Annotated in this window: 19 protein-coding genes; 9 read left to right on the top strand and 10 right to left on the bottom strand. The window is 65.5% G+C overall.

Annotation, left to right across the window (positions count from 1 at the left end):
- Nucleotides 1-86: 86 nt before the first annotated feature.
- The 8 genes from VLK31_RS08425 to VLK31_RS08390 all read right to left on the bottom strand — a co-directional run bounded on the left by VLK31_RS08425 (nt 87) and on the right by VLK31_RS08390 (nt 10,800).
- Nucleotides 87-782, bottom strand: coding sequence for an ABC transporter ATP-binding protein (locus VLK31_RS08425; RefSeq protein ID WP_409167920.1), 696 nt, complete (start codon nt 780-782; stop codon nt 87-89).
- Between the two features lie 396 nt (nt 783-1,178).
- A complete protein-coding gene (locus VLK31_RS08420) occupies nt 1,179-1,949 on the bottom strand; it encodes an ABC transporter ATP-binding protein (RefSeq protein ID WP_409167919.1) in 771 nt (256 codons plus the stop codon).
- A complete protein-coding gene (locus VLK31_RS08415; RefSeq protein ID WP_409167918.1) occupies nt 1,946-3,283 on the bottom strand; it encodes a branched-chain amino acid ABC transporter permease in 1,338 nt (445 codons plus the stop codon). The genes VLK31_RS08420 and VLK31_RS08415 overlap by 4 nt, the downstream gene beginning before the upstream one ends.
- A gap of 4 nt (nt 3,284-3,287) precedes the next feature.
- Nucleotides 3,288-4,241, bottom strand: a complete 954-nt coding sequence (locus VLK31_RS08410) for a branched-chain amino acid ABC transporter permease (RefSeq protein WP_409167917.1) — start codon at nt 4,239-4,241, stop codon at nt 3,288-3,290.
- Nucleotides 4,242-4,343: 102 nt separating this feature from the next.
- Entirely contained in the window at nt 4,344-5,576 is a 1,233-nt protein-coding gene (locus VLK31_RS08405; protein WP_409167916.1) for a branched-chain amino acid ABC transporter substrate-binding protein, read from the bottom strand.
- Nucleotides 5,577-5,795: 219 nt separating this feature from the next.
- Nucleotides 5,796-7,025, bottom strand: a complete 1,230-nt coding sequence (locus VLK31_RS08400) for a branched-chain amino acid ABC transporter substrate-binding protein (RefSeq protein ID WP_409167915.1) — start codon at nt 7,023-7,025, stop codon at nt 5,796-5,798.
- 143 nt (nt 7,026-7,168) lie between these two features.
- The gene (locus VLK31_RS08395) at nt 7,169-8,812 is read right to left on the bottom strand and encodes a 3-(methylthio)propionyl-CoA ligase (RefSeq protein WP_409167914.1); all 1,644 of its coding nucleotides are present in this window, start codon (nt 8,810-8,812) and stop codon (nt 7,169-7,171) included.
- 221 nt (nt 8,813-9,033) lie between these two features.
- Nucleotides 9,034-10,800, bottom strand: a complete 1,767-nt coding sequence (locus VLK31_RS08390; protein ID WP_409168052.1) for a carboxylesterase/lipase family protein — start codon at nt 10,798-10,800, stop codon at nt 9,034-9,036.
- A 221-nt stretch (nt 10,801-11,021) separates the two neighbouring features.
- Between VLK31_RS08390 and VLK31_RS08385 the strand changes: the two genes are divergently transcribed.
- The 7 genes from VLK31_RS08385 to VLK31_RS08355 all read left to right on the top strand — a co-directional run bounded on the left by VLK31_RS08385 (nt 11,022) and on the right by VLK31_RS08355 (nt 17,017).
- Nucleotides 11,022-12,116 carry an AraC family transcriptional regulator gene (locus VLK31_RS08385; protein WP_409167913.1) on the top strand — a complete coding sequence of 365 codons (1,095 nt, stop codon included), beginning with the start codon at nt 11,022-11,024 and terminating at the stop codon, nt 12,114-12,116.
- Between the two features lie 73 nt (nt 12,117-12,189).
- On the top strand, nt 12,190-13,683 hold the full coding sequence (locus VLK31_RS08380) for a protein adenylyltransferase SelO (RefSeq protein WP_409167912.1): 1,494 nt from the start codon (nt 12,190-12,192) through the stop codon (nt 13,681-13,683).
- Complete coding sequence (msrB, locus tag VLK31_RS08375; RefSeq protein ID WP_409167911.1) at nt 13,680-14,090, top strand: peptide-methionine (R)-S-oxide reductase MsrB; 411 nt, start codon at nt 13,680-13,682, stop codon at nt 14,088-14,090. Before VLK31_RS08380 ends, msrB begins: the two co-directional genes overlap by 4 nt.
- Nucleotides 14,087-14,629, top strand: a complete 543-nt coding sequence (locus VLK31_RS08370) for a septation protein A (protein ID WP_409167910.1) — start codon at nt 14,087-14,089, stop codon at nt 14,627-14,629. Before msrB ends, VLK31_RS08370 begins: the two co-directional genes overlap by 4 nt.
- Entirely contained in the window at nt 14,626-14,904 is a 279-nt protein-coding gene (locus VLK31_RS08365) for a BolA family protein (protein WP_409167909.1), read from the top strand. Before VLK31_RS08370 ends, VLK31_RS08365 begins: the two co-directional genes overlap by 4 nt.
- A gap of 127 nt (nt 14,905-15,031) precedes the next feature.
- Nucleotides 15,032-15,817 (top strand): peptidylprolyl isomerase, encoded by a 786-nt coding sequence (locus VLK31_RS08360; RefSeq protein ID WP_409167908.1) that lies wholly within the window; start codon nt 15,032-15,034, stop codon nt 15,815-15,817.
- 279 nt (nt 15,818-16,096) lie between these two features.
- Nucleotides 16,097-17,017 (top strand): proline dehydrogenase family protein, encoded by a 921-nt coding sequence (locus VLK31_RS08355; RefSeq protein WP_409167907.1) that lies wholly within the window; start codon nt 16,097-16,099, stop codon nt 17,015-17,017.
- 18 nt (nt 17,018-17,035) lie between these two features.
- On the opposite strand, the gene VLK31_RS08350 is transcribed toward VLK31_RS08355, so the two are convergent.
- Nucleotides 17,036-17,347 (bottom strand): hypothetical protein, encoded by a 312-nt coding sequence (locus VLK31_RS08350; protein ID WP_409167906.1) that lies wholly within the window; start codon nt 17,345-17,347, stop codon nt 17,036-17,038.
- A gap of 7 nt (nt 17,348-17,354) precedes the next feature.
- Nucleotides 17,355-21,329 (bottom strand): phosphoribosylformylglycinamidine synthase, encoded by a 3,975-nt coding sequence (gene purL / locus VLK31_RS08345; RefSeq protein WP_409168051.1) that lies wholly within the window; start codon nt 21,327-21,329, stop codon nt 17,355-17,357.
- A gap of 236 nt (nt 21,330-21,565) precedes the next feature.
- On the opposite strand from purL, the gene map reads away from it, so the two are divergent.
- Together map and VLK31_RS08335 are read left to right on the top strand one after the other, a co-directional pair.
- Nucleotides 21,566-22,390: a type I methionyl aminopeptidase gene (map, locus tag VLK31_RS08340; protein ID WP_409167905.1), complete on the top strand. Its 825-nt coding sequence runs from the start codon at nt 21,566-21,568 to the stop codon at nt 22,388-22,390.
- Nucleotides 22,391-22,412: 22 nt separating this feature from the next.
- A complete protein-coding gene (locus VLK31_RS08335; protein ID WP_409167904.1) occupies nt 22,413-25,019 on the top strand; it encodes a [protein-PII] uridylyltransferase in 2,607 nt (868 codons plus the stop codon).
- Nucleotides 25,020-25,085: the final 66 nt, after the last annotated feature.

The following is a 25,085-nucleotide window of genomic DNA, read 5'->3' as shown; positions in this document are numbered from 1 at the left end:
TCTAGGCGTTTGCCGCGACGCAACAATGGCACGCAGTCGCTGCGGGGACAAGGCCCCGATACCGTTCGGGGCCGTGTTGCGCAGGCTCAGACTTCGAGCCACTCTTTGCGCGTGGTCGCGTCGGCGCGCAGGCTGTCGGGCGTGCCGTCGAACACGATGCTGCCGTGGCCCATGACGAGCGCGCGGTCCGATATCTGCATCGCGATGGTGAGCTTCTGCTCGATCAGCAGCACCGAGATGCCCTTGTCTTTCAGCGTGCGCAGGTACTGCCCCACCAGCTCGACGATCTTGGGCGCGAGGCCTTCGGTCGGCTCGTCGATGATGATGAGGTCGGGGTCGCCCATGAGCGTGCGGCACAGCGTGAGCATCTGCTGCTCGCCGCCCGACAGCACGCCGGCTTCGGTGTGTTGGCGTTCCTTCAGGCGCGGGAACATGGTGTACATGTCGTCGAACTGCCAGCGGCTGCCTTTGCCGGTGCCCTTCTGTCCCAGCAGCAGGTTCTGGTGGACCGTGAGCTTGGGAAAGATGTCGCGGTTCTCGGGCACGTACCCAATGCCGAAGTGCGCAATTTCGTAGGCCTTGCGGCGCAGGATGTCTTGCCCCTTCCAGTGCAGGCCGCCTTCGGCATGCACCAGGCCCATGATGGCCTTGGCGGTGGTCGAGCGGCCGGAGCCGTTGCGGCCCAGCAGCGCGACGATTTCGCCGGGGTTCACGTCGAACGAAACGCCATGCAGCACATGGCTCTTGCCGTAGTAGGCGTGGATGTCTTGAAGCTTCAGCATGTCAGTGGCTCCGCCGCGCGTTGTGTTGCTCGTTGCCTTTTGTGTCGGCGCTTTTGTTCGGGGTTGTTTTGTTCAGCGTGGGGTTGTTCAGGGCGCGTGCACAGGCCGCCGGGTACTCCCCTCCGCGAATGTCCTCCGGCCTGCGGCCTCCCCCTTTATTTCGCTGCGGGGAGCACCCGACGCCCTGTGCACTGGGGCACGCTCTGGGTGCTCGCCGTTCAACCCAGGCTCTGACAACGCTCACGCCGATGGGGTGCCTTGCGCAGCGAAATAAAGGAGGAGCGAAGCGGGGGACATTCGCGGAGCAAGGCACCCCGTCGGCGTGGGCGACGCCCTGAACGGCAGCGCGTAACTGGCCAGCAGCGCTCCCAAAATCGCGACCGCCAAAGTCCGCCATCAATGCCCCGCCCCTTGCGCGTCGGCAACAGAAGAGCCCAGATAGGCCTCCTGCACACGCGCATTGGCGCGCACCGCGGCAGGCGTATCGAAGGCGATGACCTCGCCGTAAACCACCACCGCAATCTTGTCGGCCAGCCCAAACACAACACCCATGTCGTGCTCGACAGTCAACAGCGTCTTGCCGACAGTGACATGCTTGATCAGCGAGATGAAGTGCGACGTCTCCGTCTTGCTCATGCCCGCCGTCGGCTCGTCCAGCAGGATGACGTTGGCGCCCCCCGCAATGGTCACGCCAATTTCGAGTGCCCGCTGCTCGGCGTATGTGAGGTTCACCGCATACACGTCGCGCTTCTTCTCCAGACCGATCTGCTTGATCAGCTCTTCCGTGCGCTCGTTGGCGTCGTCCAGGTTCGACAGAAAACGCAGAAAGGTGTACTTGTAGCCCAGGCTCCACAGCACCCCGCAGCGCAGGTTCTCGAACACGCTCAGCTTCGGAAAGATGTTGGTGATCTGAAAGCTGCGCGACAACCCCATGCGGTTGATTTCATAGGGCTGCTTGCCGTCGATGCGCTGCCCGTTCAGCAGCACCTCGCCGCTGGTGGGCGCCAGGCGCCCGCTGATCAGGTTGAACAGCGTCGACTTGCCCGCGCCGTTCGGGCCGATGATGGCGATGCGCTCGCCCGTGTTCACCGCCAGGTCGACCCCGCGAATGATGTCGGTCTTGCCGAAGCTCTTGCGCAGACCCTTGAGTTCGAGTGAATAGGTCATGCCGTCTCCCGCCGCTTGATCTCGACTTCAATTTCTTCCTGTGCATGGCCCCATGCCTTGGCAAAGCGCCTGCGCACCACCTCGAAGATGGCCAGGCCCACCGCCAGCAAGGCCACCGCCACCGTCCAGCTCGTGGGCGCCGAGGTGTCGAGCTGCAGGCCCGCGAACGGCACCATGGGGCCGAGCGCTGCGTTCAGCTGCATGTGATAGATCATCTCGACGATGGCCGCCGCGCCGGCCAGCATGATGGCCGCGCCGATGAACAGGCCCACGTACAGCAGGTAGAAGCGCTTGATCTTGCCGAACAGCGCCACGCGCACGTTCATCATGATCAGGCTGGCCACGCCACCAGGCGCGAACATCACCATCAGCAAAAACACCAGGCCCACGTACAGCAGCCAAGCCTTGCTGAGCTCCGACAGCAGCACCAGCGCGAACACCAGCAACGCCGCGCCGATGATCGGCCCGAAGAAGAAGGTGGCGCCCCCCAGGAAGGTGAACAGCAGGTAGCTGCCCGAGCGCAGCCCGTTCAGGCTGTCGGCCGCGTTCACGATCTCGAAGTTGATGGCCGCCAGGCCGCCACCAATGCCGGCAAAGAAGCCCGCGATGATGAAGGCGAAGTAGCGCACGCGCTGCGTGTTGTAGCCAATGAACTCCACCCGCTCCGGGTTGTCGCGCACCGCGTTCAGCATGCGGCCCAGCGGGGTGCCGGTGAAGGCGAACATCAGCGCCGTGCAGATGAAGCAGTACACCGCAATCAGGTAGTACACCTGGTTCTGCGGCCCGAAGGTGATGCCGAAGAACGAGGTGCCGTACACGCGGTTGGTGGTAATGCCGCCTTCGCCGCCGAAGAAGGTCGGGAACATCAGCGCCATGGCCGCGACCAGCTCGCCCAGGCCGAGCGTGATCATGGCAAAGGTGGTGCCCGACTTCTTGGTCGACACATAGCCGAACACAACGGCAAAGAACAGGCCGCCCAGCCCGCCCACGAGCGGAATGAGCACCAGCGGAATCGGCAGCTGGCCGGCGCTGGCCATGTTCATTGCATGAATGGCAATGAACGAGCCCAGCCCCACATACACCGCATGCCCAAAGCTCAGCATGCCGCCCTGCCCCAGCAGGATGTTGTAGCTCAGGCAGATGATGATCAGGTAGCCGATCTGCGACAGCATGGTCAGCGCCAGGCTGCTCTTGAAGAGCAACGGCGCCACGACCAGCAGCAGCGCGAACAGCGACCAGGTCAGGATGCGGCCGATGTTCAGCGGCTTGAAGCGGTAGTAGCCGGTGCGCGCCTTGGCCGGCACGGCCGGCGTGGTGGTGGTTGCAGTGGTCATGGCGTCAGTCCTCCCGGGTTCCAAGAAGACCCTTGGGTCGGAAGATGAGGATCAGCACCAGAAACAGGTACGGCAGGATGGGCGCGACCTGCGAGATGGTGAGCTTGAGCAGCTCGTAGCCGAAGGTCTGCTCCGTCACCGCCATGCCCAGCGCCTGCAGCCCGGTGGCCAGCGACTGGTCCATGGCCACGGCAAAGGTCTGCACCACGCCGATGATCAAAGAGGCCAGGAACGCCCCCGCCAGCGAGCCCATGCCGCCGACCACCACCACCACGAAGATGATGGAGCCGACCGAACCCGCCATGGCCGGCTCGGTGACGTAGGTGTTGCCACCCACCACGCCCGCCAGCCCCGCCAGCGCGGCACCGCCGCCGAACACCAGCATGAACACGCGCGGCACGTTGTGGCCCAGCGCCTCGACCATGTCGGGGTGCTTCAGCGCCGCCTGAATGACCAGGCCGATGCGCGTGCGCGTGAGCAGCAGCCACACCGACACCAGCATCAGCACCGCCACCAGCATGATGAACGAGCGCGACTTGGGAAACTGCGTGCCGTAGAGCGTGAAGAGCGGGCCCTGCAGCGCCTGCGGCAGGCCGTAGGGCACCGTGGAGCGGCCCCACACCAGTTGCACCAGCTCCAGGATGAGGTACGAGAGACCGAAGGTCACCAGCAGCTCGGGCACATGGCCGAACTTGTGCACGCGGCGCAGGCAGTAGCGCTCGAAGGCAGCGCCCAAGGCAAACACCAGCAGCGGCGCCAGGAACAGCGCCGGCCAGAAGCCCAGCACGCCCGAGATCGTGTAGGCGAAGTAGGCGCCCAGCATGTAGAAACTGGCGTGCGCAAAATTGAGCACACCCATCATGCTGAAGATCAGCGTGAGGCCAGAGCTCAGCATGAACAACAGCAAGCCGTAGCTCACGCCGTTGAGCAGCGAGATGACGAAGAATTCGACGTTCATCGGTCTTTCGTGTCGGTAAAAAAAGAAAAAGGCCCGAGTGTTGAAGTCGGGCCTCGACCGCTTTGGCGCTTTTGCGCTTTTGCGCGTTCTCGCGTTCCCGGATCAGGAAGGCCGCTTCATCTGGCAGGAGGTGGGCGTGCTCGCCACGTAGGCGTCGTAGAACTTCACCGGGGCCAGGGTGTAGCCCGTGTTCTCGGGGCTGTACGGGTACTTCGCGCTGGCCTTTTCCCACTTGCTGATGTACAGGCCCTGCTGCAGCTGGTGGTCGGTCTTGCGCAACTCGACGTCACCGTTGAAGCTCTTGAACTTCATGCCTTCCATAGCGGCGGCCACCTTCACGGGGTCGGTCGACTTGGTCTTCACGAAGGCCTCGGTGAGCGCCTGGAACACGGTGTACACGTCGGTGGTGTAGAGGTCGTCGTTGAACTTCTTCTTGAAGTCGTCCGCGTACTTCTGCATGTCGCCGCCCATGTTGTAGTGGGCATAGCTCACCTGGTACACCTTGCCGTCGGAGGCCGCGCCCATGGCCGTCGGCGTGCCGGTGGTCACGGCGTAGTAGGTGTAGAACTTGACGTTCAGGCCAGAGTCGTTGGCCGCCTTGATGAGCAGCGCGAGGTCGGAGCCCCAGTTGCCGGTAATGACGGTGTCGGCACCCGATGCCTTGATCTTGGCGATGTACGGTGCAAAGTCGCGCACCTGGGCCAGCGGATGCAGGTCGTCGCCCACGATCTGGATGTCGGGGCGCTTGACCTTCAGGTCTTCCTTGGCGTACTTGGACACCTGCTGGCCGTGCGCATAGTTCTGGCCAATGATGTAGACCTTCTTGATCTCCGGCTGGTCCTTCATGTAGGTGGTCAGCGCTTCCATCTTCATAGACGTGTCGGCGTCGAAGCGGAACTGCCAGTAGCTGCACTTGGAGTTGGTCAGCTCGGGGTCGACCGCGGCGTAGTTCAGGTACAGCGCTTCCTTGCCGGGGTTGCGTGCGTTGTTCTTCTCCAGCGCATCGATGATGGCCAGCGCAGGACCGGAGCCGTTGCCCTGCACGATGTAGCGCGCGCCCTGGTCCAGGGCCGAGCGCAGCGCGCTGGTGGTCTCCTGCGGGCTGAGCTTGTTGTCGATGCCGATGATCTCGAACTTCACGCCCGCGGCGTTCTTCTTGTTGAACTCTTCAGCGAAGAACTGGAAGGTCTTGAGCTGGTTGGTGCCGACCGCGGCCATCAGGCCGGAGAGCGGGTCGAGCCAGGCGATCTTGACGGTTTCGCCCTTTTGGGCAAGGGCACCGGTGGCGGTGGCCGCAAGGACGGCTGCGGCTGCGATTTTCAGAGCGAACTTCAATCTATATCTCCTGGTCAAACCGATTCAGAACCGAATCAAAACGCTGTACGAGCGTACAAGCGTTTGAAGCCCCTCCCCTCAGGGAATGCCCGTAAGGGGGGTGCCGCAAAGGCCCGTTTCTATCGCGCATGCGACACGCTTTTCGCTTGCTTTCTACCGGTGGGTAGGTTTTTGCTACCGGTGGGTAGAAACAGTGCAAAAAGCGCGCGCCGCTCCCCCTCAGGGGCGCTTCATCTGGCAGGTGGTGGGCGTGCTTGCCACGTACGACTCGTAGTACTTCACCGGCACGTTGGTGTAGCCGGTGTTCTCCGCGTCGTACGGGTACTTGGCGCTGGCCTTTTCCCAGCGCGAGATATAGAGGCCCTGCTGCAGCTGGTGGTCGGTCTTGCGCATCTCGACCTCGCCGTTGAAGCTCTTGATCTTCATGCCTTCCAGCGCCGCGGCCACCTTCACCGGGTCGGTCGACTTGGTCTTGGCGAAGGCGGCGTCGAGCAGCGCGAACACGTGATAGATCGAGGCCTGCGTCAGGTCGTCGTTCATGCGCTTCTTGTAGCCGTTGAGCAGCTGCTGAATTTCCCCGCCCATGTTGTAGTGGGCGTAGGCCACGGTGTAGACCTTGCCGTCCGACGTGGCGCCCATGGCCGTGGGGGTGCCGGCGCCCGGCGCATAGTAGGTCAGAAACTTGACGTTCAGGCCCGAGTCGTTGGCCGCCTTGATCAGCAGCGACAGGTCGGAGCCCCAGTTGCCGGTAATGACGGTGTCCGCGCCCGAGGCCTTGATCTTGGCGATGTAGGGAGAGAAGTCGCGCACCTGCGCGAGCGGGTGCAGGTCTTCGCCCACGATCTGGATGTCGGGGCGCTTGACCTTCAGGTCTTCCTTGGCGTACTTGGCCACCTGCACGCCGTGCGCATAGTTCTGGCCGAGCAGGTACACCTTCTTGATGTCGGGCTGGTCCTTCATCCAGGCGGTGAGCGCCTCCATCTTCATGGAGGTGTCGGCGTCCACCCGAAAGTGCCAGTAGCTGCACTTGCTGTTGGTCAGGTCGGGGTCGACCGCCGCGTAGTTCATGAACAGCAGCTCTTTGCCGGGGTTGCGCGAGTTGTTCTTCTCGATGGCGTCGATGATCGCCAGCGCCGGGCCCGAGCCGTTGCCCTGCATGATGTAGCGCGCGCCCTGGTCCTGCGCGGAACGCAGCGCCGCGGTGGTCTCCTGCGGGCTGAGCTTGTTGTCGATGCCGATGATCTCGAACTTCACGCCCGACTGGTTCTTCTTGTTGAACTCTTCAGCAAGGAATTGCGTGGTCTTGAGCTGGTTGGTGCCGACCGCGGCCATGAGGCCCGAAAGCGGGTCGAGCCAGGCGACCTTGACGGTCTCGCCCTTTTGAGCGGATGCGGCGGCAGCGGCCACCAACATTGCGCAGGCAGCTACTGACTTGATAGCAAATTGCATGAAGAGTCTCCAGTTTTTGATTGGCGGAATCGCAGCGTACAAGCGCCCTTTTTTTCACCGCACAGGGATTGCCCGCAAGGAATGCCGCCGGGGCGGCTTTCCTATCGCGTGCGCGACAGTGCGGCAGGGCTCTGCCTGTGGGTTCAGGGGGTGGGCAGCTTGTAGTCCTTGAGCAGCTCGCGCAGCTTGGTCTTCAGAATCTTCCCGGTGGCACCGATGGGAATGGCCTCGACGAACACCACGTCATCGGGGATCTGCCACTTGGCGGTCTTGCCTTCGTAGAACTTCAGCAGCTCTTCGCGGCTGACCTCGCCGCCGGGCTTCTTCGCCACGGCGATGATCGGGCGCTCGTCCCACTTGGGGTGGAACACGCCGATGCAGGCGGCCATGGCCACGGCGGGGTGCGCCACGGCAATGTTCTCGATCTCGATGGAGCTGATCCACTCGCCGCCGGACTTGATCACGTCCTTGCTGCGGTCGGTGATCTGCAGGTAGCCCTCGGCGTCGATGGTGGCCACGTCGCCGGTGGGAAACCAGCCGCGGTTGCGCGCATCGGGAATCAGCGGGTTGCCGCCCTCGCCCTTGAAGTATTCCTTGACGATCCACGGGCCCTTGACCAGCAGGTCGCCGTAGGCCTTGCCGTCCCAGGGCAGCTCGTTGCCCTGGCCATCGACGATCTTCATGTCGACGCCGAAGATGGCGCGACCCTGCTTCATGCGGATCTGCAGCTGCGCATCGGCCGGCAGCGACAGGTGCTTGTTCTTCAGCGTGCACAGCGTGCCCAGCGGGCTCATCTCGGTCATGCCCCAGGCATGCAGCACCTCCACGTTGTACAGCGTGCCAAAGGCCGTGATCATGGCCGGCGGGCAGGCCGAGCCACCGATCACGGTGCGGTTGAGCTTGCTGAACTTCAGGTCGTTGGCCTGCATGTGGCCCAGCAGCATCTGCCAAACGGTCGGCACACCGGCCGCGAAGGTAACGCCTTCGGCCTCGATCAGCTCGTACACCGACTTGCCGTCCAGCGCCGGCCCAGGGAACACCAGTTTGCAGCCCACCAGCGCCGCCGAATACGGAATGCCCCAGGCATTGACGTGGAACATGGGCACCACCGGCAGCACAGAGTCTTGCGCCGACAGGCGCATGACGTCGGGCAGCGCGGCGGCGTACGCATGCAGCAGCGTGGAGCGGTGGCTGTACAGCGCGGCCTTCGGGTTGCCCGTGGTGCCGCTCGTGTAGCACATGCTGGAGGCCGAGTTCTCGTCGAAGCTGGGCCATTCGTAGTCGGTGGGCTGCGTGCCCATCCAGCTTTCGTAGCTCACCAGGTTGGGCACGCCGCTGTCGACGGGCAGCTTGTCGGCGTCGCACAGCGCCACCCACTTGCGGATGGTGGGGCACCGGGCGTGCACCGCCTGCACCAGCGGCAGAAAGCTCAGGTCGAAGCACAGGATCTGGTCTTCGGCGTGGTTGGCGATCCACGCGATCTGGTCAGGGTGCAGGCGCGGGTTGATGGTGTGCAGCACCCGGCCGCTGCCGCTCACGCCGTAGTACAGCTCCAGGTGGCGGTAGCCGTTCCAGGCCAGGGTGGCAATGCGGTCGCTGAACAGCAGTTGCTCGCCGTCCAGCGCATTGGCCACCTGCTTGGCGCGCGATGCGATGTCGCGCCACGTGCAGCGGTGAATGTCGCCCTCCACGCGGCGCGAGACGATCTCGCCGTCACCGTTGTGGCGCTCGACGAACTCGATCAGCGACGAGATCAAAAGCGGTTGGTCTTGCATCAAACCCAGCATCTACAGACTCCTAAAAGAAATGACTTCATTAAAACTTGGCGATCGAAGGATTCACGCAAGCTTCGGCCACTTCCACAATGACACAAACCCGCACTGCACGATGGAACGAAGCGGCTCGAGCCGGGCTCAAGTCGGCGCCAGGCCGGCGCGCTCAGGCCGGTTCCCGCGTGCACTGTCACCACGTTGGTGCGGCTGGGTGCACGCGCAGGCCGGCCCGGGCCTCAGGGGGCCACGCTGATCTTCGATTCCGTCAGCGTCGCGTCGAAGCGCAACTGCGACGGCCATGCCGCCCAGGTGGCGCCCAGTTCGGCCGTGTTCGGATCGCCCTTGCGCATGAACGCGCCCACGCTGGCCATGACGGCGGCCGACAGGGCCAGGCGCCCCTTCTCGTTGGCCTTGCCGCCAACGACGTTCGACAGCACCGACGGCCCGAAATTGCCGAACACGAACGGCAGATCGAACGCATGCGCGGCGCCGTACACCTCGTTCCAGGGGTAGGCCTCCTGCGCCCAGTCGAGCCGGTAGCTCCACAGGTTGGACTGCCGCGTCTTCATGGTGTCGAGCAGGTTGTCGCGGTTGGCCTCGAACAGCAGCTTGGTGAAGAGCTGGGTGCGGTCGTTGAAGCCCGTGCCCGGCGTTGCTACCGGCAGGTAGGACGCATCGACGATGTCGCCCGTGGTGAGCGTCTGCGTGGAAGCGTCGGGGTCGAAGTTCATCATCAGCGTGAGGCGCTTCGCGTCGTCGATCTTCCAGCCCGGGGGCGTGGTCAGCAGCGAGGCGAAGAGCTTGCCTTCTTCACGCGTGTTGCCCGCAAGGGTCGGCACCTTCACATACTGGTCGGCGGCAATGGCGTCGATCGGGTTCAGGGGAAGCACCGTGCCGTCGGGAATGGGCGCGACGCTGCCCAGCCCGGCCTTGAGCACCGTCGTCAGCAAGGCCCCGCCCTCCTTCGAGCGCATGTACTCGGCAATTTGCGCCGGCGTGCGCGAGGCGATATAGGTGGCAGCGGCGCCAGAGTTGGCCGCGGTGCCGTCGGCAACCAGTAGGCTCTTCAGAATGCCGTCGCCCTGCGCCAGCGACACCGCCGCCGGGTACAGCGCCGGCGAAGCGCCCGGCTTGCCCGCCAGGTTGCTAGCCAGCGAGATGCCGCCGCTCATTTCGATGACCTTGTGGAACAGGCCCTTGGCCATCGGCGAGGTCATGACGGCCAGCAGGTTGGTGGCGCCGGCCGACTCGCCCGACAGCGTGACGTTGCCTGGGTCGCCGCCGAAGGTGGCCACGTTGTTCTGGATGTAGCGCAGCGCGGCCATGTTGTCGAGCAGCGCGAAGTTGCCCGAGTCGTCGCCCGCGTTGCCGCCGGGGCGCAGCTGCGGCACGTTCAGGAAGCCGAGCACGCCCAGCCGGTAGCTGGCGGTGATGACCACCGCGTTGGTGGCCTTGGCCAGCTTGGCGCCGTCGTACAGCGGGTCGGCCGTATAGCCAGAAACATTGCTGCCGCCGTGCACGAACAGCAGCACCGGCAGGTTCTTGTCGGTGCTGGCCGGGCGCCACACGTTGACGAACAGGCAGTCTTCGCTGCCCAGCGGCTGGCCCAGCGTGGCGGCGATGGTGGCGTCGTAGGTGTTGTTGGTGCCGGGCCCGAAGATGCGGCCGATCTGCAGGCAGGCGGCGCCGAAGGTCTTGGCCGGGCGAATGCCGCTCCAGGCCTCGGGCTCGGCCGGCGCGCGCCAGCGCAGGTCGCCGACCGGCGCCTTGGCAAAAGGAACACCCTTCCAGAAATAGGTGCCCGACGCGGCGCTGTCGTCCACGCCTTCGATCTTGCCGGCGGTGGTCTGGCGCACCATGGGGCCGTCGGGCGCCGGTGGTGGGGGCGCGGGTGCCGGCGCGGGCGCGCTCGGCAAGAAAGCGAAGCCGGCCCCGCCGGACGATCCGCCGCCGCAGGCCGCGAGCGAGGCCAGGGCCGCAGCGGCGGCCGCGGTCGACACCATGGCGATGGCCTTGGCCCTGGCCTTCGCGCTCTTCGTTGCCACACCCTGGTTTTGTGTTGTTGGCTTTGTCTTCATGTTTTGTCTCCACACCGGGTTAATCGGAATTCCTGGCTTGGTGCGCGGCGGCCATACTTCGGGCCGTTTCGTTCGTCCGGCCGCCGCGCACAAAAAATTCTAGAAACAGGCGCCGGTTTCACCGCTATCGCAAGCGAGCCAATTCAATGACTTCAGGAGCCTTCCTCCCGCACCATTCGCGCAGGCCGTCGCGCCGCCCTGGCTGCACGCAGCCGGAGCTGCGCACCAGCTCGGCCGCATGGCTCGAAGGCGTGCTGTCGATGTTCGAAGCCGAGGGGCTGGACGTGCCCTGTCTGCTGCGCGACGCCGGCTTCGACCCCGACTCGCTGCACCGGCAGAACGCGCGCATTCCGGTCGACGAAATCACCGTGCTGTGGCAGCTGGCGGTGGCACGCGCCGGCCGCGCCACGCTGGGCCTGCACCGCGACTTCGCCTCTACCCACAGCAAGCTGGGCACGGTCGGCCATGCCATGGCCTGCAGCCCCGACCTGGGCGCGTCGCTCACGCGGCTGGCCCGCTACATGGCTGTGATCTCCGACGCCACCGCCTTCTCGCTGGAGCACGACGCGCGCGGGCGCTGGCTGGTGATGGAACACACCGGCGGCAGCCTGCCCATTCCGCGCCAGCGCGTGGAATACGCGCTGCTCACCACGCTCGTGCAATGCCAGTGGCTCACGCGGCGCGAGCTGCATCCGCTGGCCATGGAGTTCGTCTATGCCGCGCCGGCCGACGACCACCGCCACCGCGAAGCCTTCGGCTGCGACGTGCGCTTCAATGCGGCGGCCAACCGCATGCTGATTTCGGCCGCCGACCTTGCCATGCCGCTGCCCACCCACCACGCCACGCTGGGCGAGATGCAGGAGCACCTGCTCGACGACCAGCTCGACCTGCTGGGTCAGACCACCACCAGCAGCCTGGTGTGCGCGGAAATTGCGCGCCGGCTCCAACACGGCGAGCCTCGCCGCCAGGACGTGGCGTCGGGCCTGGGGCTGGCCGAGCGCACCTTGCAGCGCCGGCTGCAGGAAGAGTCGGAGTCTTTCCAGGGCCTGCTCGACCGCACCCGCCGCGAGCTGGCGCAGCAGTACCTGGCCGAAGAGCGCCACACGCTCACGGCCGTGGCCGACATGCTGGGCTTCGTGGACAGCAGCAACTTCTTTCGCGCGTGCAAGCGCTGGTTCGGCGTGCCACCGGCGCAGTACCGGGCGCGCATCTGGGACGGCGCGGCGCCGCTGGCGGCCTGAGCACCTGAAGAGCACCGGGGGCCCGATGGCCCGCCAGGCCAGGGGTTACGCGCTCTGCCGGACAATCCGCCTCATGAGCCTGCTTGCCGAAGACACAGAGGTCGCCGACCTTGGATTGCGCTGGAAACCCGGATTCGCGACCCTCGGGCCCGCGTTTTTTACTGAATTGCGACCCACGCCCCTGCCCGACCCTTACTGGGTGGGCCGCAGCGAAGCCGTTGCGCGCGACCTGGGCTTGCCGCCCGACTGGCACGCCTCCCCCACCACCCTCGCCGCCCTCACGGGCAGCCTGCCCATCGCCGGCACACAGCCCCTGGCCACCGTCTACAGCGGCCACCAGTTCGGCGTGTGGGCGGGGCAACTGGGCGACGGCCGCGCCATCCTTGTCGGCGAGGCCGACCTCGGGAGCCAGGGCAAGCTCGAAGTGCAGATGAAAGGCGCCGGCCGCACGCCCTATTCGCGCGGTGGCGACGGCCGCGCGGTGCTGCGCTCCAGCATCCGCGAATTTTTGTGCAGCGAAGCCATGCACGGCCTCGGCATTCCGACCACCCGCGCGCTGTGCGTCACGGGCTCCGACGCCCGCGTGCGGCGCGAAGAGCTGGAAAGCGCGGCCGTCGTCACTCGCGTGGCGCCGAGCTTCGTGCGCTTCGGCCACTTCGAACACTTTGCCGCCAACCAGCGCGACGACGAGTTGCGCGCCCTGGCCGACTACGTCATCGACCGCTACTACCCGGCCTGCCGCAGCACCGATCGCTTCGGCGGCAACGCGTACGCGGCGTTCCTGGAGGCCGTGAGCGAACGCACCGCCGCCCTGCTTGCCCAATGGCAGGCCGTGGGCTTCTGCCACGGGGTGATGAACACCGACAACATGAGCATCCTGGGGCTCACCATCGACTACGGCCCGTTCCAGTTTCTGGACGGCTTCGACCCGGGCCACATCTGCAACCACAGCGACACCAGCGGTCGCTACGCCTTCAACCAGCAACCCAACGTCGCGTACTGGAACCTGTTCTGCCTGGCGCAGGCGCTGCTGCCGCTGATCGGCGAGCAAGAGGTGGCCGTGGCCGCGCTGGAGTCTTACAAGACCGTGTTCCCCGCCGCGTTCGAAGGCCGCATGCGCGCCAAGCTGGGCCTTGCGGATGCGGCCGAAGGCGACCGCGCGCTGATAGAAGGCGTGCTCAAGCTGCTGGCCGCGGGCAAGGTCGACTACACGATCTTCTGGCGGCGCCTGTCGCACTTCATGGCCGACGGCAACGCCGAACCAGTGCGCGACCTGTTCCTTGACCGCGAAGGCTTCGACGCCTGGATGCTATTGTTTTCAGAGCGGCACAAGACCGGCGAGCGCGCGCAAGCGGCCGACTTGATGCTCAAATCCAACCCCAAGTTCGTGCTGCGGAACCACCTGGGGCAGCAAGCCATCGAATCAAGTCAGCAAAAAGACCACTCGGGTGTGGCAACCTTGCTGGCCCTGCTGGAAACCCCCTTTGACGAACACCCCGGCGCCGACGCGTACGCCGGCTTCCCGCCCGACTGGGCCTCCACCATCGAAATCAGCTGCTCCTCATGACCACGCCCGTACAGAAAACCGACGCCGAATGGAAAGCGCTGCTCGCTGAAAAAGGCGCCGAACCGGCCGCGTTCGAAGTAACCCGCCACGCCGCCACCGAACGCCCCTTCACCGGCAAATACGAAGCGCATTGGGACGACGGCACCTACCACTGCGTGTGCTGCGGCGCCAAGCTGTTCGACGCCGCCACCAAGTTCGACGCCGGCTGCGGCTGGCCCAGCTTCTCGCAAGAGGCGGTGCCGGGCGCCATTCGCAACATCGTGGACCGCACGCACGGCATGGTGCGCACCGAGAACGTGTGCGCCGGTTGCGGCGCCCATCTGGGCCACGTGTTCCCCGACGGCCCGACCGAAACCGGCCTGCGCTACTGCATGAATTCCGCGTCGCTCGACTTCCAGAAAAAATGAAACTGCTCCTCGACTTCTTTCCCATCCTGCTGTTCTTCGGCGCCTACAAGCTGGGCGACATCTACACCGCCACCGGCGTGCTGATGGCCGCCACCGTGGTGCAGATGGCGATCATCTACGCCATGGAGCGCAAGCTGCAGGCCATGCAGAAGGCCACGCTGGTGCTGATCCTGCTGTTCGGCACGCTCACGCTGGTGCTGCACGACGACCGCTTCATCAAGTGGAAGCCCACCGTGCTGTACGGCGCCATGGCCATCGCGCTGGCCGTGGCCGTGTGGGCCCTGAAGAAGAACTTTCTGAAGATGCTGCTGGGCCAGCAGCTGGAGCTGCCGGAGCGCATCTGGGGCCGGCTCAATGTGGCGTGGATCGGTTATTGCCTGTTCATGGCGCTCATCAATGCCTACGTGGCGGCGTACTTCACGACCGAGGCCTGGGTCAACTTCAAGCTCTGGGGCTATGTGTTCCCCATCGTCTTTCTGGTGGCACAAGGCCTGTACATTGCGCCGCACCTGAAGAACGAAGACAAGCCAGCGGCATGACCGGCACCACCATTCCACTGCCCACCGTGGCCGCCCTGGAGGCGGCGCTGCGCGAAGCGCTGGCGCCCACGCAGCTCGAGGTGATCGACGAAAGCGCCGCGCACGCGGGCCATTCGGGCGCCAATGCAGAGGGCCACGGCACCCATTTCAGGGTGCGCATCGCCTCCCCCCTGTTCGACGGAAAGCCCCGCGTGGCGCGGCATCGGCTTGTGTATGATGCCCTCCAGGTTTTTATCGCACAGGGTCTGCACGCCATCGCCATCGAGGTGCTCTGAGTCGATCGGTCGCACGCTGAATGCGCGCTGCGGCCACCGGCCCCTTCTGTGCTTCCCGCCTCTCTCTGCTTTCCTTCACGCGCTTTTTCCTACACGCGCATTTCCTTCCCAGCTTGATATTCATTCCATGAAAAAACAAATCTTGCAGGCCGTCGCGGCCGCAGTGCTGCTCGGTGCCATGTCCACGTCGGCACTGGCGCAGAACGCAGCCATCGTGAACGGCAAGCCGGTGCCCAAGGCCCGCATGGACGTTCTGGCCCAGCAACTGGCAGCCGCCGGCCGCCCGGTGACGCCTGAAATGCAAAGCCAGCTGCGCGAGGAAATCGTGGCACGCGAAGTGTTCATGCAGGAAGCCCAGAATCAAGGCCTGGACACCGGCGAGGACTACAAGAACCAGCTCGAACTCGCCCGCCAGGCCATCCTGATTCGCGCGCTGTTCGAGAACTACCGCAAGACCAACCCGGTGACCGACGCCGACGTGAAGGCCGAGTACGACAAGTTCGTGGCGGCCAATGGCGGCAAGGAATACAAGGCGCGCCACATCCTGGTGGAAACCGAAGACCAGGCCAAGAAGATCATGGCCGACCTGAAGAAGGGCGCCAAGTTCGAAGACATCGCCAAGAAGCAGAGCAAGGACCCGGGTTCGGGCGCCAACGGCGGCGACCTCGACTGGGCCAACCCCGCCAACTTCGTGCCCGAGTTCTCGGAAGCGATGATCAAGCTCAAGAAGGGCGAAACCACCCCCGCCCCGGTGAAGACCCAGTTCGGTTATCACATCATCCGCGTGGACGACATCCGCCAGGCACAGCTGCCGAAGATGGAAGAAGTCAAGCCGCAGATCACGCAGCAGCTGCAGCAGCAGCGCCTGCAGAAGTACCAGGAAGACCTGCGCGCGAAGGCGAAGGTCGAGTAACTCGGTCTCAGCGCAAAGGACAAGCGACCTTCGGGTCGCTTTTCTTTTGGGGCTGGCATTGCCTGGCCGCGTCACCTTTGCCATCTGCGACACTCGCGGCCTTCACGCACACCCACGCCAAGCCCATCCGAATGCAAGCCGCAGCCTGGCCTCCCTCCGCAAAGAACTGACCGCCCTCTGGCGCTGTGCTCCTTCACGAATGCACAGCCCTGGTGGCGTTGCCCTGCCCCGCCGCAACTTGGCGGGGCCGTCGTCGTTCTTTCGTTTTGGGAAATTCCTGTGCTCACATTCAACGCACTGATGGCGCTCGCCATCCCCCTGGTTCCGCGCGCGCTCGTTCAAAAAGCATCTCGTCGCTACATTGCCGGCAGCAGCGTCGGCGAGGCTGTCGCGCGCATCCGCGAGCTCAATGCACTGGGCTGCACTGCCACCGTCGATGTACTTGGCGAACTCGTGGCGGACCTGCGGCAGGCCGAGCGCACGGCCGATGAATACGTCGAAGTGCTCGATGCGCTTCATGCCCACGGGCTCGCTGCCAACGTGTCGGTCAAACCTTCCGCGCTGGGCCTGCTGCTGGACGAAGCGCGTTGCGAGCAAAGCCTATTGCGCATCGTCGATGCAGCAGCGCGCCACGGCAACTTCGTTCGCATCGACATGGAAGACGCAAGCTGCACGCAAAGGGAGATCGATCTGTTCGGTCGGCTGAGGCTGAGGCTGCGGCTGCGGCACGCGAACGTCGGTCTTGTGCTGCAGGCGTACCTTCAGCGCACCTACCGCGATATAGAGCCACTGCTCGGGCCGGGGCAAAACTTGCGGCTGTGCAAGGGCATCTATGTCGAAGACCGCCGGCATCTGGTGGACGGTGCATGGCAAGACAGGCGCGCCATCAACGCGCACTTTCTGCATCACGTGGGCCGGTGTTTCGACACGGACACTTTCGTCGGCATCGCCACGCACGACGCGGAATTGATCGACAGCGTGATGGCGCTGGCGCGCCACCGAAACATCGATAGATCGCGCTTTGAATTTCAGATGCTGCTGGGTGTGTGCGAGCCGTTGCGCGACCGCCTGCTGCAAGCCGGCTTTCGGGTCCGCATCTACGTGCCTTATGGCAAGGACTGGTACGGCTACAGCACGCGGCGCATCAAGGAGAACCCGCAGATCGCGGGTTATCTGGTGCGGGCGATGCTGAGGCGCTGAGCGCGCTGCACTTGGGCTTCAGATGGCCCAGGTGCCAAAGTTGCCCCCCGGAGCTTCGAGCGCTGCGAACGCTTGCCAGGCCTTGCCGGCGTCGCCGCCTTGCACCGACCTGCCCAGCGCATCGAGCGTGCGGTAGATGTCCGTTGAAGCGCCGAAGTGCGCGGCGTTGAGTGCTTCGAGCTGCGGTAGCAGCACTTGCAGGATCTCGCTGCGCGCGGATGAAGCCGTGGCCTCGTCCTTGCGCCACGCCAGCAACAGCTTGCGAATCAAGTACTCGATCCGGGCCGCTTCCAGCACATGCCGGCTTCGCGGGTGATCGAGGTCGAGCATGGACCGTTCACCCCACCCACTTGCGCGCATTGCGCCAGATCTGCATCCAAGGGCTCAATTCGCTCCTGTCCCCTGGCGTCCAGCTCATCTGAATGTTGCGAAACACCCGCTCCGGGTGCGGCATCACCGCGGTGAACCGCCCATCCGGCGTGGTCACAGAGGTCAGGCCACCCGCGCTGCCGTTCGGGTTGAACGGGTACTGCTCGGTCGGCTGGCCGTGGTTGTCCACGAAGCGCATGGCGCCGATGGCCTTGGCCGCGTCGCCGCGGTGCTTGAAGTTGGCATAGCCCTCGCCGTGCGCCACCGCAATCGGCAGGCGGCTGCCGGCCAAGCCCGCGAAGAAGAGGCTGGGCGACTCGAGCACTTCGACCATCGACAGGCGGGCCTCGAAGCGCTCGCTCTGGTTGGTGGTGAAGCGCGGCCAGGCGTCGGCGCCCGGAATGATGTCGGCCAGCTCGGCGAACATCTGGCAGCCGTTGCACACGCCCAGGCCGAAGGTGTCGGCGCGGCCGAAGAAGGTCTTGAACTGCTCGGCCAGCTTCGGGTTGAAGGTGATGCTGCGCGCCCAGCCGATGCCCGCGCCCAGCGTGTCGCCGTAGCTGAAGCCGCCGCAGGCCACCACGCCCTTGAAGTTGGCAAGGTCCGCCCTGCCCGTCTGCAGATCGGTCATGTGGACGTCGAAGGCCTCGAAGCCGGCTTCGGTGAAGGCGTAGGCCATCTCGACGTGCGAGTTGACGCCCTGCTCGCGCAGGATCGCGACCTTGGGGCGCGACTGGAGGATGGCCGGGGCTGCAGGCTGCGTCTGCGTATTGGGGAGAAAGACATGCATGCCGGGGTCCGAAGGCAAGCCCGCCGCGGTGTGCTCGGCGTCGGCGCAGGCGGGGTTGTCGCGCTCGCGGGCGATCTTCCAGCTGACCGAGTCCCACACCTGGTGCAGGTCGTGCAGGCTGGCGCTGAACACCGACTTGGCGTCGCGCCACACTTCGAGCTTGCCCTTGCCCGCGTCCATGGCCGAGCTGGCCGGTCGCGTCTTGCCGACAAAGTGGCTGTGTGCGCTCAGGCCGTGGGTGCGCAGCAGTTGCATGACTTCGTTGCGCTCCGACGTGCGCACCTGCAGCACCATGCCCAGCTCTTCGTTGAACAGCGCCTTGAGCGTGAGCTCCTCGCGCCGCGCGCTGACTTGCTGCGCCCAGTTCTTGGCGTCGCCGGTTTCCATGCGGCTGTCGGAAATGCCGTCGCCTTCGGTGACCAGCATGTCCACATTCAGCGCCACGCCCACGTGGCCGGCAAAGGCCATCTCGCACGCGGTGGCAAACAGGCCGCCGTCGCTGCGGTCGTGCATGGCCAGGATCTTGCCTTCGGCGCGCAGCGCGTTCACCGCATTGACCAGCGCCACCAGTTGCGCCGGGTCGTCCAGGTCGGGCACGGTGTCGCCGGTCTGATTGAGCGTTTGCGCAAGGATGCTGCCGGCCATGCGGTGCTGGCCACGGCCCAGGTCGATCAGCACGAGCGTGGTGTCGGCTTCTTCGGCGTTCAGCTGCGGCGTGAGCGTGCCGCGCACGTCGGCCAGCGAGGCGAAGGCGGTGACGATCAGGCTCACGGGCGAGGTGACCTTCTTGGCCTGGCCGTCGTCCTTCCACTGGGTGCGCATGGAGAGCGAATCCTTGCCGACCGGAATCGACACGCCCAGCGCCGGGCACAGCTCCAGGCCCACGGCCTTCACGGTTTCGTACAACGCGGCGTCTTCACCGGGCTCGCCGCAAGCGGCCATCCAGTTGGCCGACAGCTTGACGCGCGAGAGTTCGATGGGCGCGGCCAGCAGGTTGGTGATGGCCTCGGCCACGGCCATGCGGCCGGAGGCCGGCGCGTCCAGCGCGGCCAGCGGCGTGCGCTCGCCCATGCTCATGGCTTCGCCGGCAAAGCCGGTGTAGTCGGCCAGCGTCACGGCGCAGTCGGCCACGGGCACCTGCCACGGGCCGACCATCTGGTCGCGGTGGCTCATGCCGCCCACGGTGCGATCGCCGATGGTGATGAGGAAGCGCTTGGACGCGACGGTCGGGTGCGCAAGCACATCGATGGCGGCCTTGCGCAGGTCGACGCCGGTCAGGTCGAGCGGCTTGAAGGTGCGGGCAACCGCCTTCACGTCGCGGTGCATCTTGGGCGGCTTGCCGAGCAGCACGTCCATGGGCATGTCGACGGGCTGCACGTTGGCGCCTTCGTCGGACACCAGCAGCTGGCGCTCTTCGGTCGCCACGCCGACCACCGAGAACGGGCAGCGCTCGCGCTCGCAGAAGGCCTTGAACTGTTCGAGCGACTCGGGCGCGATGGCCAGCACGTAGCGCTCCTGGCTCTCGTTGCACCAGATTTCCTTGGGCGCCATGCCCGACTCTTCGAGCGGCACAGCGCGCAGGTCGAAGCGCGCGCCACGGCCGGCGTCGTTGGTCAGCTCGGGGAAGGCATTGCTCAGGCCGCCAGCGCCCACGTCGTGGATCGCCAGGATGGGGTTGGCCGCGCCCTGCTGCCAGCAGTGGTTGATGACCTCTTGCGCACGGCGTTCGATTTCGGGGTTGCCGCGCTGCACGGAGTCGAAGTCGAGCTCGGCCGCGTTGGCGCCGGTGGCCATGGAGCTGGCGGCGCTGCCGCCCATGCCGATGCGCATGCCGGGGCCGCCGAGCTGGATCAGCAAAGATCCGGCCGGGAACAGAATTTTCTTGGTCTGCGTGGCGTCGATGCTGCCCAGGCCGCCGGCGATCATGATGGGCTTGTGGTAGCCGCGCTGCACGGTGTCGATGTCGCTTGCCACGGCCTGCTCGTACTCGCGGAAGTAGCCCAGCAGGTTGGGACGGCCAAACTCGTTGTTGAACGCGGCGCCGCCCAGCGGGCCCTCGGTCATGATCTGCAGCGGGCTGGCAATGTGCTCGGGCTTGCCGTAGTGGCCGTCTTCGGGCCACAGCCTGGACACGGTGAAACCGGTCAGGCCGGCCTTGGGCTTGGAGCCGCGGCCGGTAGCGCCTTCGTCGCGAATTTCGCCGCCCGCGCCGGTGGAGGCGCCCGGGAACGGGGAAATGGCGGTCGGGTGGTTGTGCGTTTCTACCTTCATCAGCACGTGGGTCAGCGCGCTGTCTTTCTGGTAGCTCTGCGAGCCATTGGCCGGAATGAAGCGCTCGATGGTCGCGCCTTCCATCACCGATGCGTTGTCGGCATAGGCGATGACGGTGTGCTGCGGGTTCTGCTTCTCGGTGTGGCGAATCATCGAGAACAGGCTTTGCGGCTGCACCTTGCCGTCGATGGTGAAGTCGGCGTTGAAGATCTTGTGGCGGCAGTGCTCGCTGTTGGCCTGCGCGAACATCATGAGTTCGACGTCGCTGGGGTTGCGGCCCAGCCGCGTGAAGGCGTCCACCAGGTAGTCGATTTCGTCTTCCGCCAGCGCCAGGCCAAAGCCGGTGTTGGCCGCCACCAGCGCCGTGCGCCCGCCGGTGAGCACGTCAACCTGCGCCATCGGCTGGGCCGGCAGTTCGCTGAACAGGCTGGCCGCCTGCTCCACGGTGGCCAGCACCGATTCGGTCATGCGGTCGTGCAGCGGGCCGGCCGCGGCGGCCAGCGCGTCACCTTCGAGCACCGGGGCCTTGCCGATCAGCGGGGCCTTGAGCTTCAGGTGGTACTGCGTGACGCGCTCGACCCGGCGCAGCGCCAGACCGCAGTTGTGGGCGATGTCGGTGGCCTTGGAGGCCCAGGGCGACACGGTGCCCAGGCGGGGTGTGACCATAACCGAGGTGGTTGCCTTGGCCGGCGCCTCAAAGGACTCACCGTAGGTCAGCAGCGCGGCAAAACGCGCGCGGTCGGTGGCGTCAAGCGAGGCATCGGTCACCACGAGGTGCACGAAACGGGCCGAAATGCCCTCGATGCGCGGCTCGATGGCCTGCAGCCTGGGCAGCAGCTGGCGCGCGCGGAAGTCGCTGAGCGCGCTGCCGCCCTCGAACATGGTTACGACAGGAAGGGCTTGAAGTGCGGGCTGCGTCACGGTCGATGGGGCCTCGGGGGCCGCGTTGGGAATCAAGGAATCGAGGCGGATGGCCGCTGACTGGGGGCATCCGCGTTAACCCGGAATTTTAGGCCATCGCCGGGCCTTGCCGGGATGGCCGCGCCCTTCGGGATGCGGCGGGGACACGATGGCCCGCGTTGGGGGCAGGTTCATCCAGCCGATGGGATAATTCCGGGATGAGCATTAACTACAAAGACGCTGCGGGCATCGAAGCCATGCGGGTCGCCTGCCGCCTTGCCTCAGAGGTGCTGGATTACCTCACGCCCCTGATCAAGCCCGGCATCACGACCAACGATGTCGACCGGCTCGCCGCCGAGTACATGGTCAAGCAGGGCACCACCTCGGCGACGGTGGGCTACATGGGCGCCAGCAGCGTGCCCTTTCCCAAGTCGCTGTGCACCTCGGTCAACCACGTGGTCTGCCACGGCATTCCCAATGACAAGCCCCTGAAAAAGGGCGACATCATGAACGTCGACGTGACCGTCATCAAGGACGGCTGGTTCGGCGACAACAGCCGCATGTATGTGATCGGCGACGCCTCCATTGCCGCCAAGCGCCTGTGCAGCATCACCTTCGAGGCCATGTGGCACGGCATCCTGCAGGTGCGCCCCGGCGCGCACCTGGGCGACGTGGGCCATGCGATTCAGAAGTTCGCCGAAGGCCTGGGTTTCACGATCGTGCGCGAGTTCTGCGGCCACGGCGTGGGCCAGCGCTTTCATGAAGAACCCCAGGTGCTGCACTACGGCCGCCCGGGCACGCTGGAAGAGCTCAAGCCCGGCATGATCTTCACGATCGAGCCCATGATCAACGCCGGCAAGCGCGAGGTGAAGGAAGACTTCAAGGGCGGCCAGTACGACGGCTGGACCATCGTCACGCGCGACCATTCGCTGTCGGCCCAGTGGGAGCACACGGTGCTGGTCACCGAGACCGGCTACGAAGTGCTGACCCTGTCCGCCGGCAGCCCCCCGCTGCCGTCCTTCGTTACCTCCACCAAAACCTGACGCGTCCACGCGTTCCCCGCACGTGATCGAAGCAGCCAAGATCGACGTGGCGACGCTGCGCGAAGCCTATCGCGCCAAGAAGCTCGCCCTGTTCGACACCCTGCGTTTTGCGCGGGCCCCCACCCGCAGCGTGCACACGGTGCTGCGCCAGCTCTCGGCGCTGGCCGACGAAACGCTCAGTGCCCTGTGGCAGGAGGCCGGCTTTGGCGAGGCGCTGAGCCTGGCGGCGGTGGGCGGCTTCGGGCGCGGGGAGCTGTTTCCGTACTCCGACGTCGACGTGCTGCTGCTGCTGCCGCCCGAAGGCCACGAGAACGCGGTCGAGCCCGCCCGCATCGAGGCCTTCATCGGCCATTGCTGGGACGCGGGCCTCGAAATAGGCTCCAGCGTGCGCACCGTCGAAGAGTGCCTGGCCGAGGCCGAAAAAGACGTCACCGTGCAGACCTCGCTGCTCGAGGCGCGCCTGATCGTGGGAGACAAGAAGCTGTTCACGGCGTTTCGCCGCCGCTTCACCCGCGCCATCGACCCGCAGGCTTTCTTCGTGGCCAAGTCGCAGGAAATGCGCCACCGCCACCAGAAGTTCGACAACACGCCCTACGCGCTGGAACCCAACTGCAAGGAATCGCCCGGCGGCCTGCGCGACCTGCAGACCATCTTGTGGATGACCAAGGCCGCCGGCTTCGGCAGCCGCTGGGACGATCTGGCCAAGAACGGCCTGGCCACCTCGTTCGAGGCGCAGCAGATCAAGCGCAACGAAGCGCTGCTTTCGCTCATTCGCGCCCGGCTGCACGTGATTGCCAACCGCCGCGAAGACCGCCTGGTGTTCGACCTGCAGACCGCCGTGGCGGCCAGCTTCGGCTACGAGGGAGAGTCGCAGCGCAAGTCGAGCGAGGCGCTGATGCGCCGCTATTACTGGGCGGCCAAGGCGGTGTCGCAGCTCAACCAGATCCTGCTGCTCAATATTTCGGAGCGCCTGCAGCCCAGCGACGAGCAGCCCACGCCCATCAACGAGCGCTTCTACGAACGCGCCGGCCTGATCGAGATTGCCAGCGACGACCTCTACGAGCGCGAGCCGCATGCGGTGCTCGAAACCTTTCTGCTTTACCAGAAGACCATTGGCGTGCAGGGCCTGTCGGCGCGCACGCTGCGCGCGCTGTACAACGCGCGCCACGTCATGGACAGCAAGTTTCGCAACGACCCGGTCAACCACCAGACCTTCATGCGCATCCTGATGCAGCCCTATGGCATCACGCATGCGTTCAGGCTGATGAACCAGACCTCGGTGCTGGGGCGCTACCTGCGGGTGTTCCGCAGCATCGTGGGGCAGATGCAGCACGACCTGTTCCACGTGTACACGGTGGACCAGCACATATTGATGGTGCTGCGCAACGTGCGGCGCTTCTTCATTGCCGAGCATGCGCACGAATACCCGTTCTGCTCGCAACTGGCGGCCGGCTGGGACAAGCCCTGGATTCTGTATGTGGCCGCCCTGTTCCACGACATTGCCAAGGGCCGCGGCGGCGACCATTCCACGCTGGGCGCGCGCGACGTGCAGCGCTTCTGCAAGCAGCACGGCATTGCCCGCGAAGACGGCAAGCTGATCGAATTTCTGGTGGCCGAGCACCTGGTGATGAGCCAGGTCGCCCAGAAGCAGGACCTGAGCGACCCCGAGGTGATCGGCGCATTCGCCAAGCGTGTGGGCAACGAGCGCTACCTCACCGCCCTCTACCTGCTGACCATCGCCGACATTCGCGGCACCTCCCCGCGTGTGTGGAATGCGTGGAAGGGCAAGCTGCTCGAGGACCTGTACCGCTTCACCCTGCGCGCCCTGGGCGGGCGCATGCCCGACCCGGACGCAGAGGTCGAGTCGCGCAAGCGAGAGGCGCTGGTGCTGCTGGCCCTGCACGCCCAGCGCTTCGAGGCGCACAAGGCGCTGTGGGACACGCTGGACGTGGGCTACTTCATGCGCCACGACGCCACCGAGATCGCCTGGCACGCCAAGCAGCTGTCGCGCTTCGTGCCGCACAAGGGCGTGCCGATCGACCCGAAGGCGGCGCCGGTGGTGCGCGCACACCTGTCGCCCGTGGGCGAAGGGCTGCAGGTGGTGGTGTACACGCCCGACCAGCCCGACCTGTTCGCGCGCATCTGCGGCTACTTCGACCAGTCGTCCTTCAGCATTCTTGACGCCAAGGTGCACACCACCAGCAACGGCTATGCGCTGGACACCTTCCAGGTGGTCACCACCTTTCTGCCGGACCACTACCGCGACCTGATCAGCATGGTGGAGTCGGGCCTGGGCCACACGCTCACCGAAGCCGGCGCCCTGCCCCCGCCCAGCATGGGCCGCGTGTCGCGGCGGGTGCGCAGCTTTCCGATCAAGCCGCGCATCAGCCTGCTGCCCGACGACAAGGCCCAGCGCTGGCTGCTCAACATTTCGGCCAGCGACCGGGCCGGCCTGCTGTATTCGGTGGCCCGGGTGCTGGCGCGCCACCACCTGAACCTGCAACTGGCCAAGGTGACGACGCTGGGCGAACGGGTGGAAGACACCTTTCTTATCAGCGGTCCGGAGCTCCAGGGCCAGAAAACACAGCTGGCCATCGAAACGGAGCTGATGGAGGCGCTGGCATCCTGAGCCGCCAATTTCAGTGCTTGGCCGGGGCTCATCCCGTGTTTCGTGCAACGAAAGACCAAACTTTCG

The sequence above is a fragment of the Variovorax sp. H27-G14 genome, from assembly GCF_046156345.1.
Classification (GTDB): domain Bacteria; phylum Pseudomonadota; class Gammaproteobacteria; order Burkholderiales; family Burkholderiaceae_C; genus Variovorax.
Note: the sequence above shows the minus strand (reverse complement) of the source record. Positions and strands in the feature narration are given on the sequence as shown.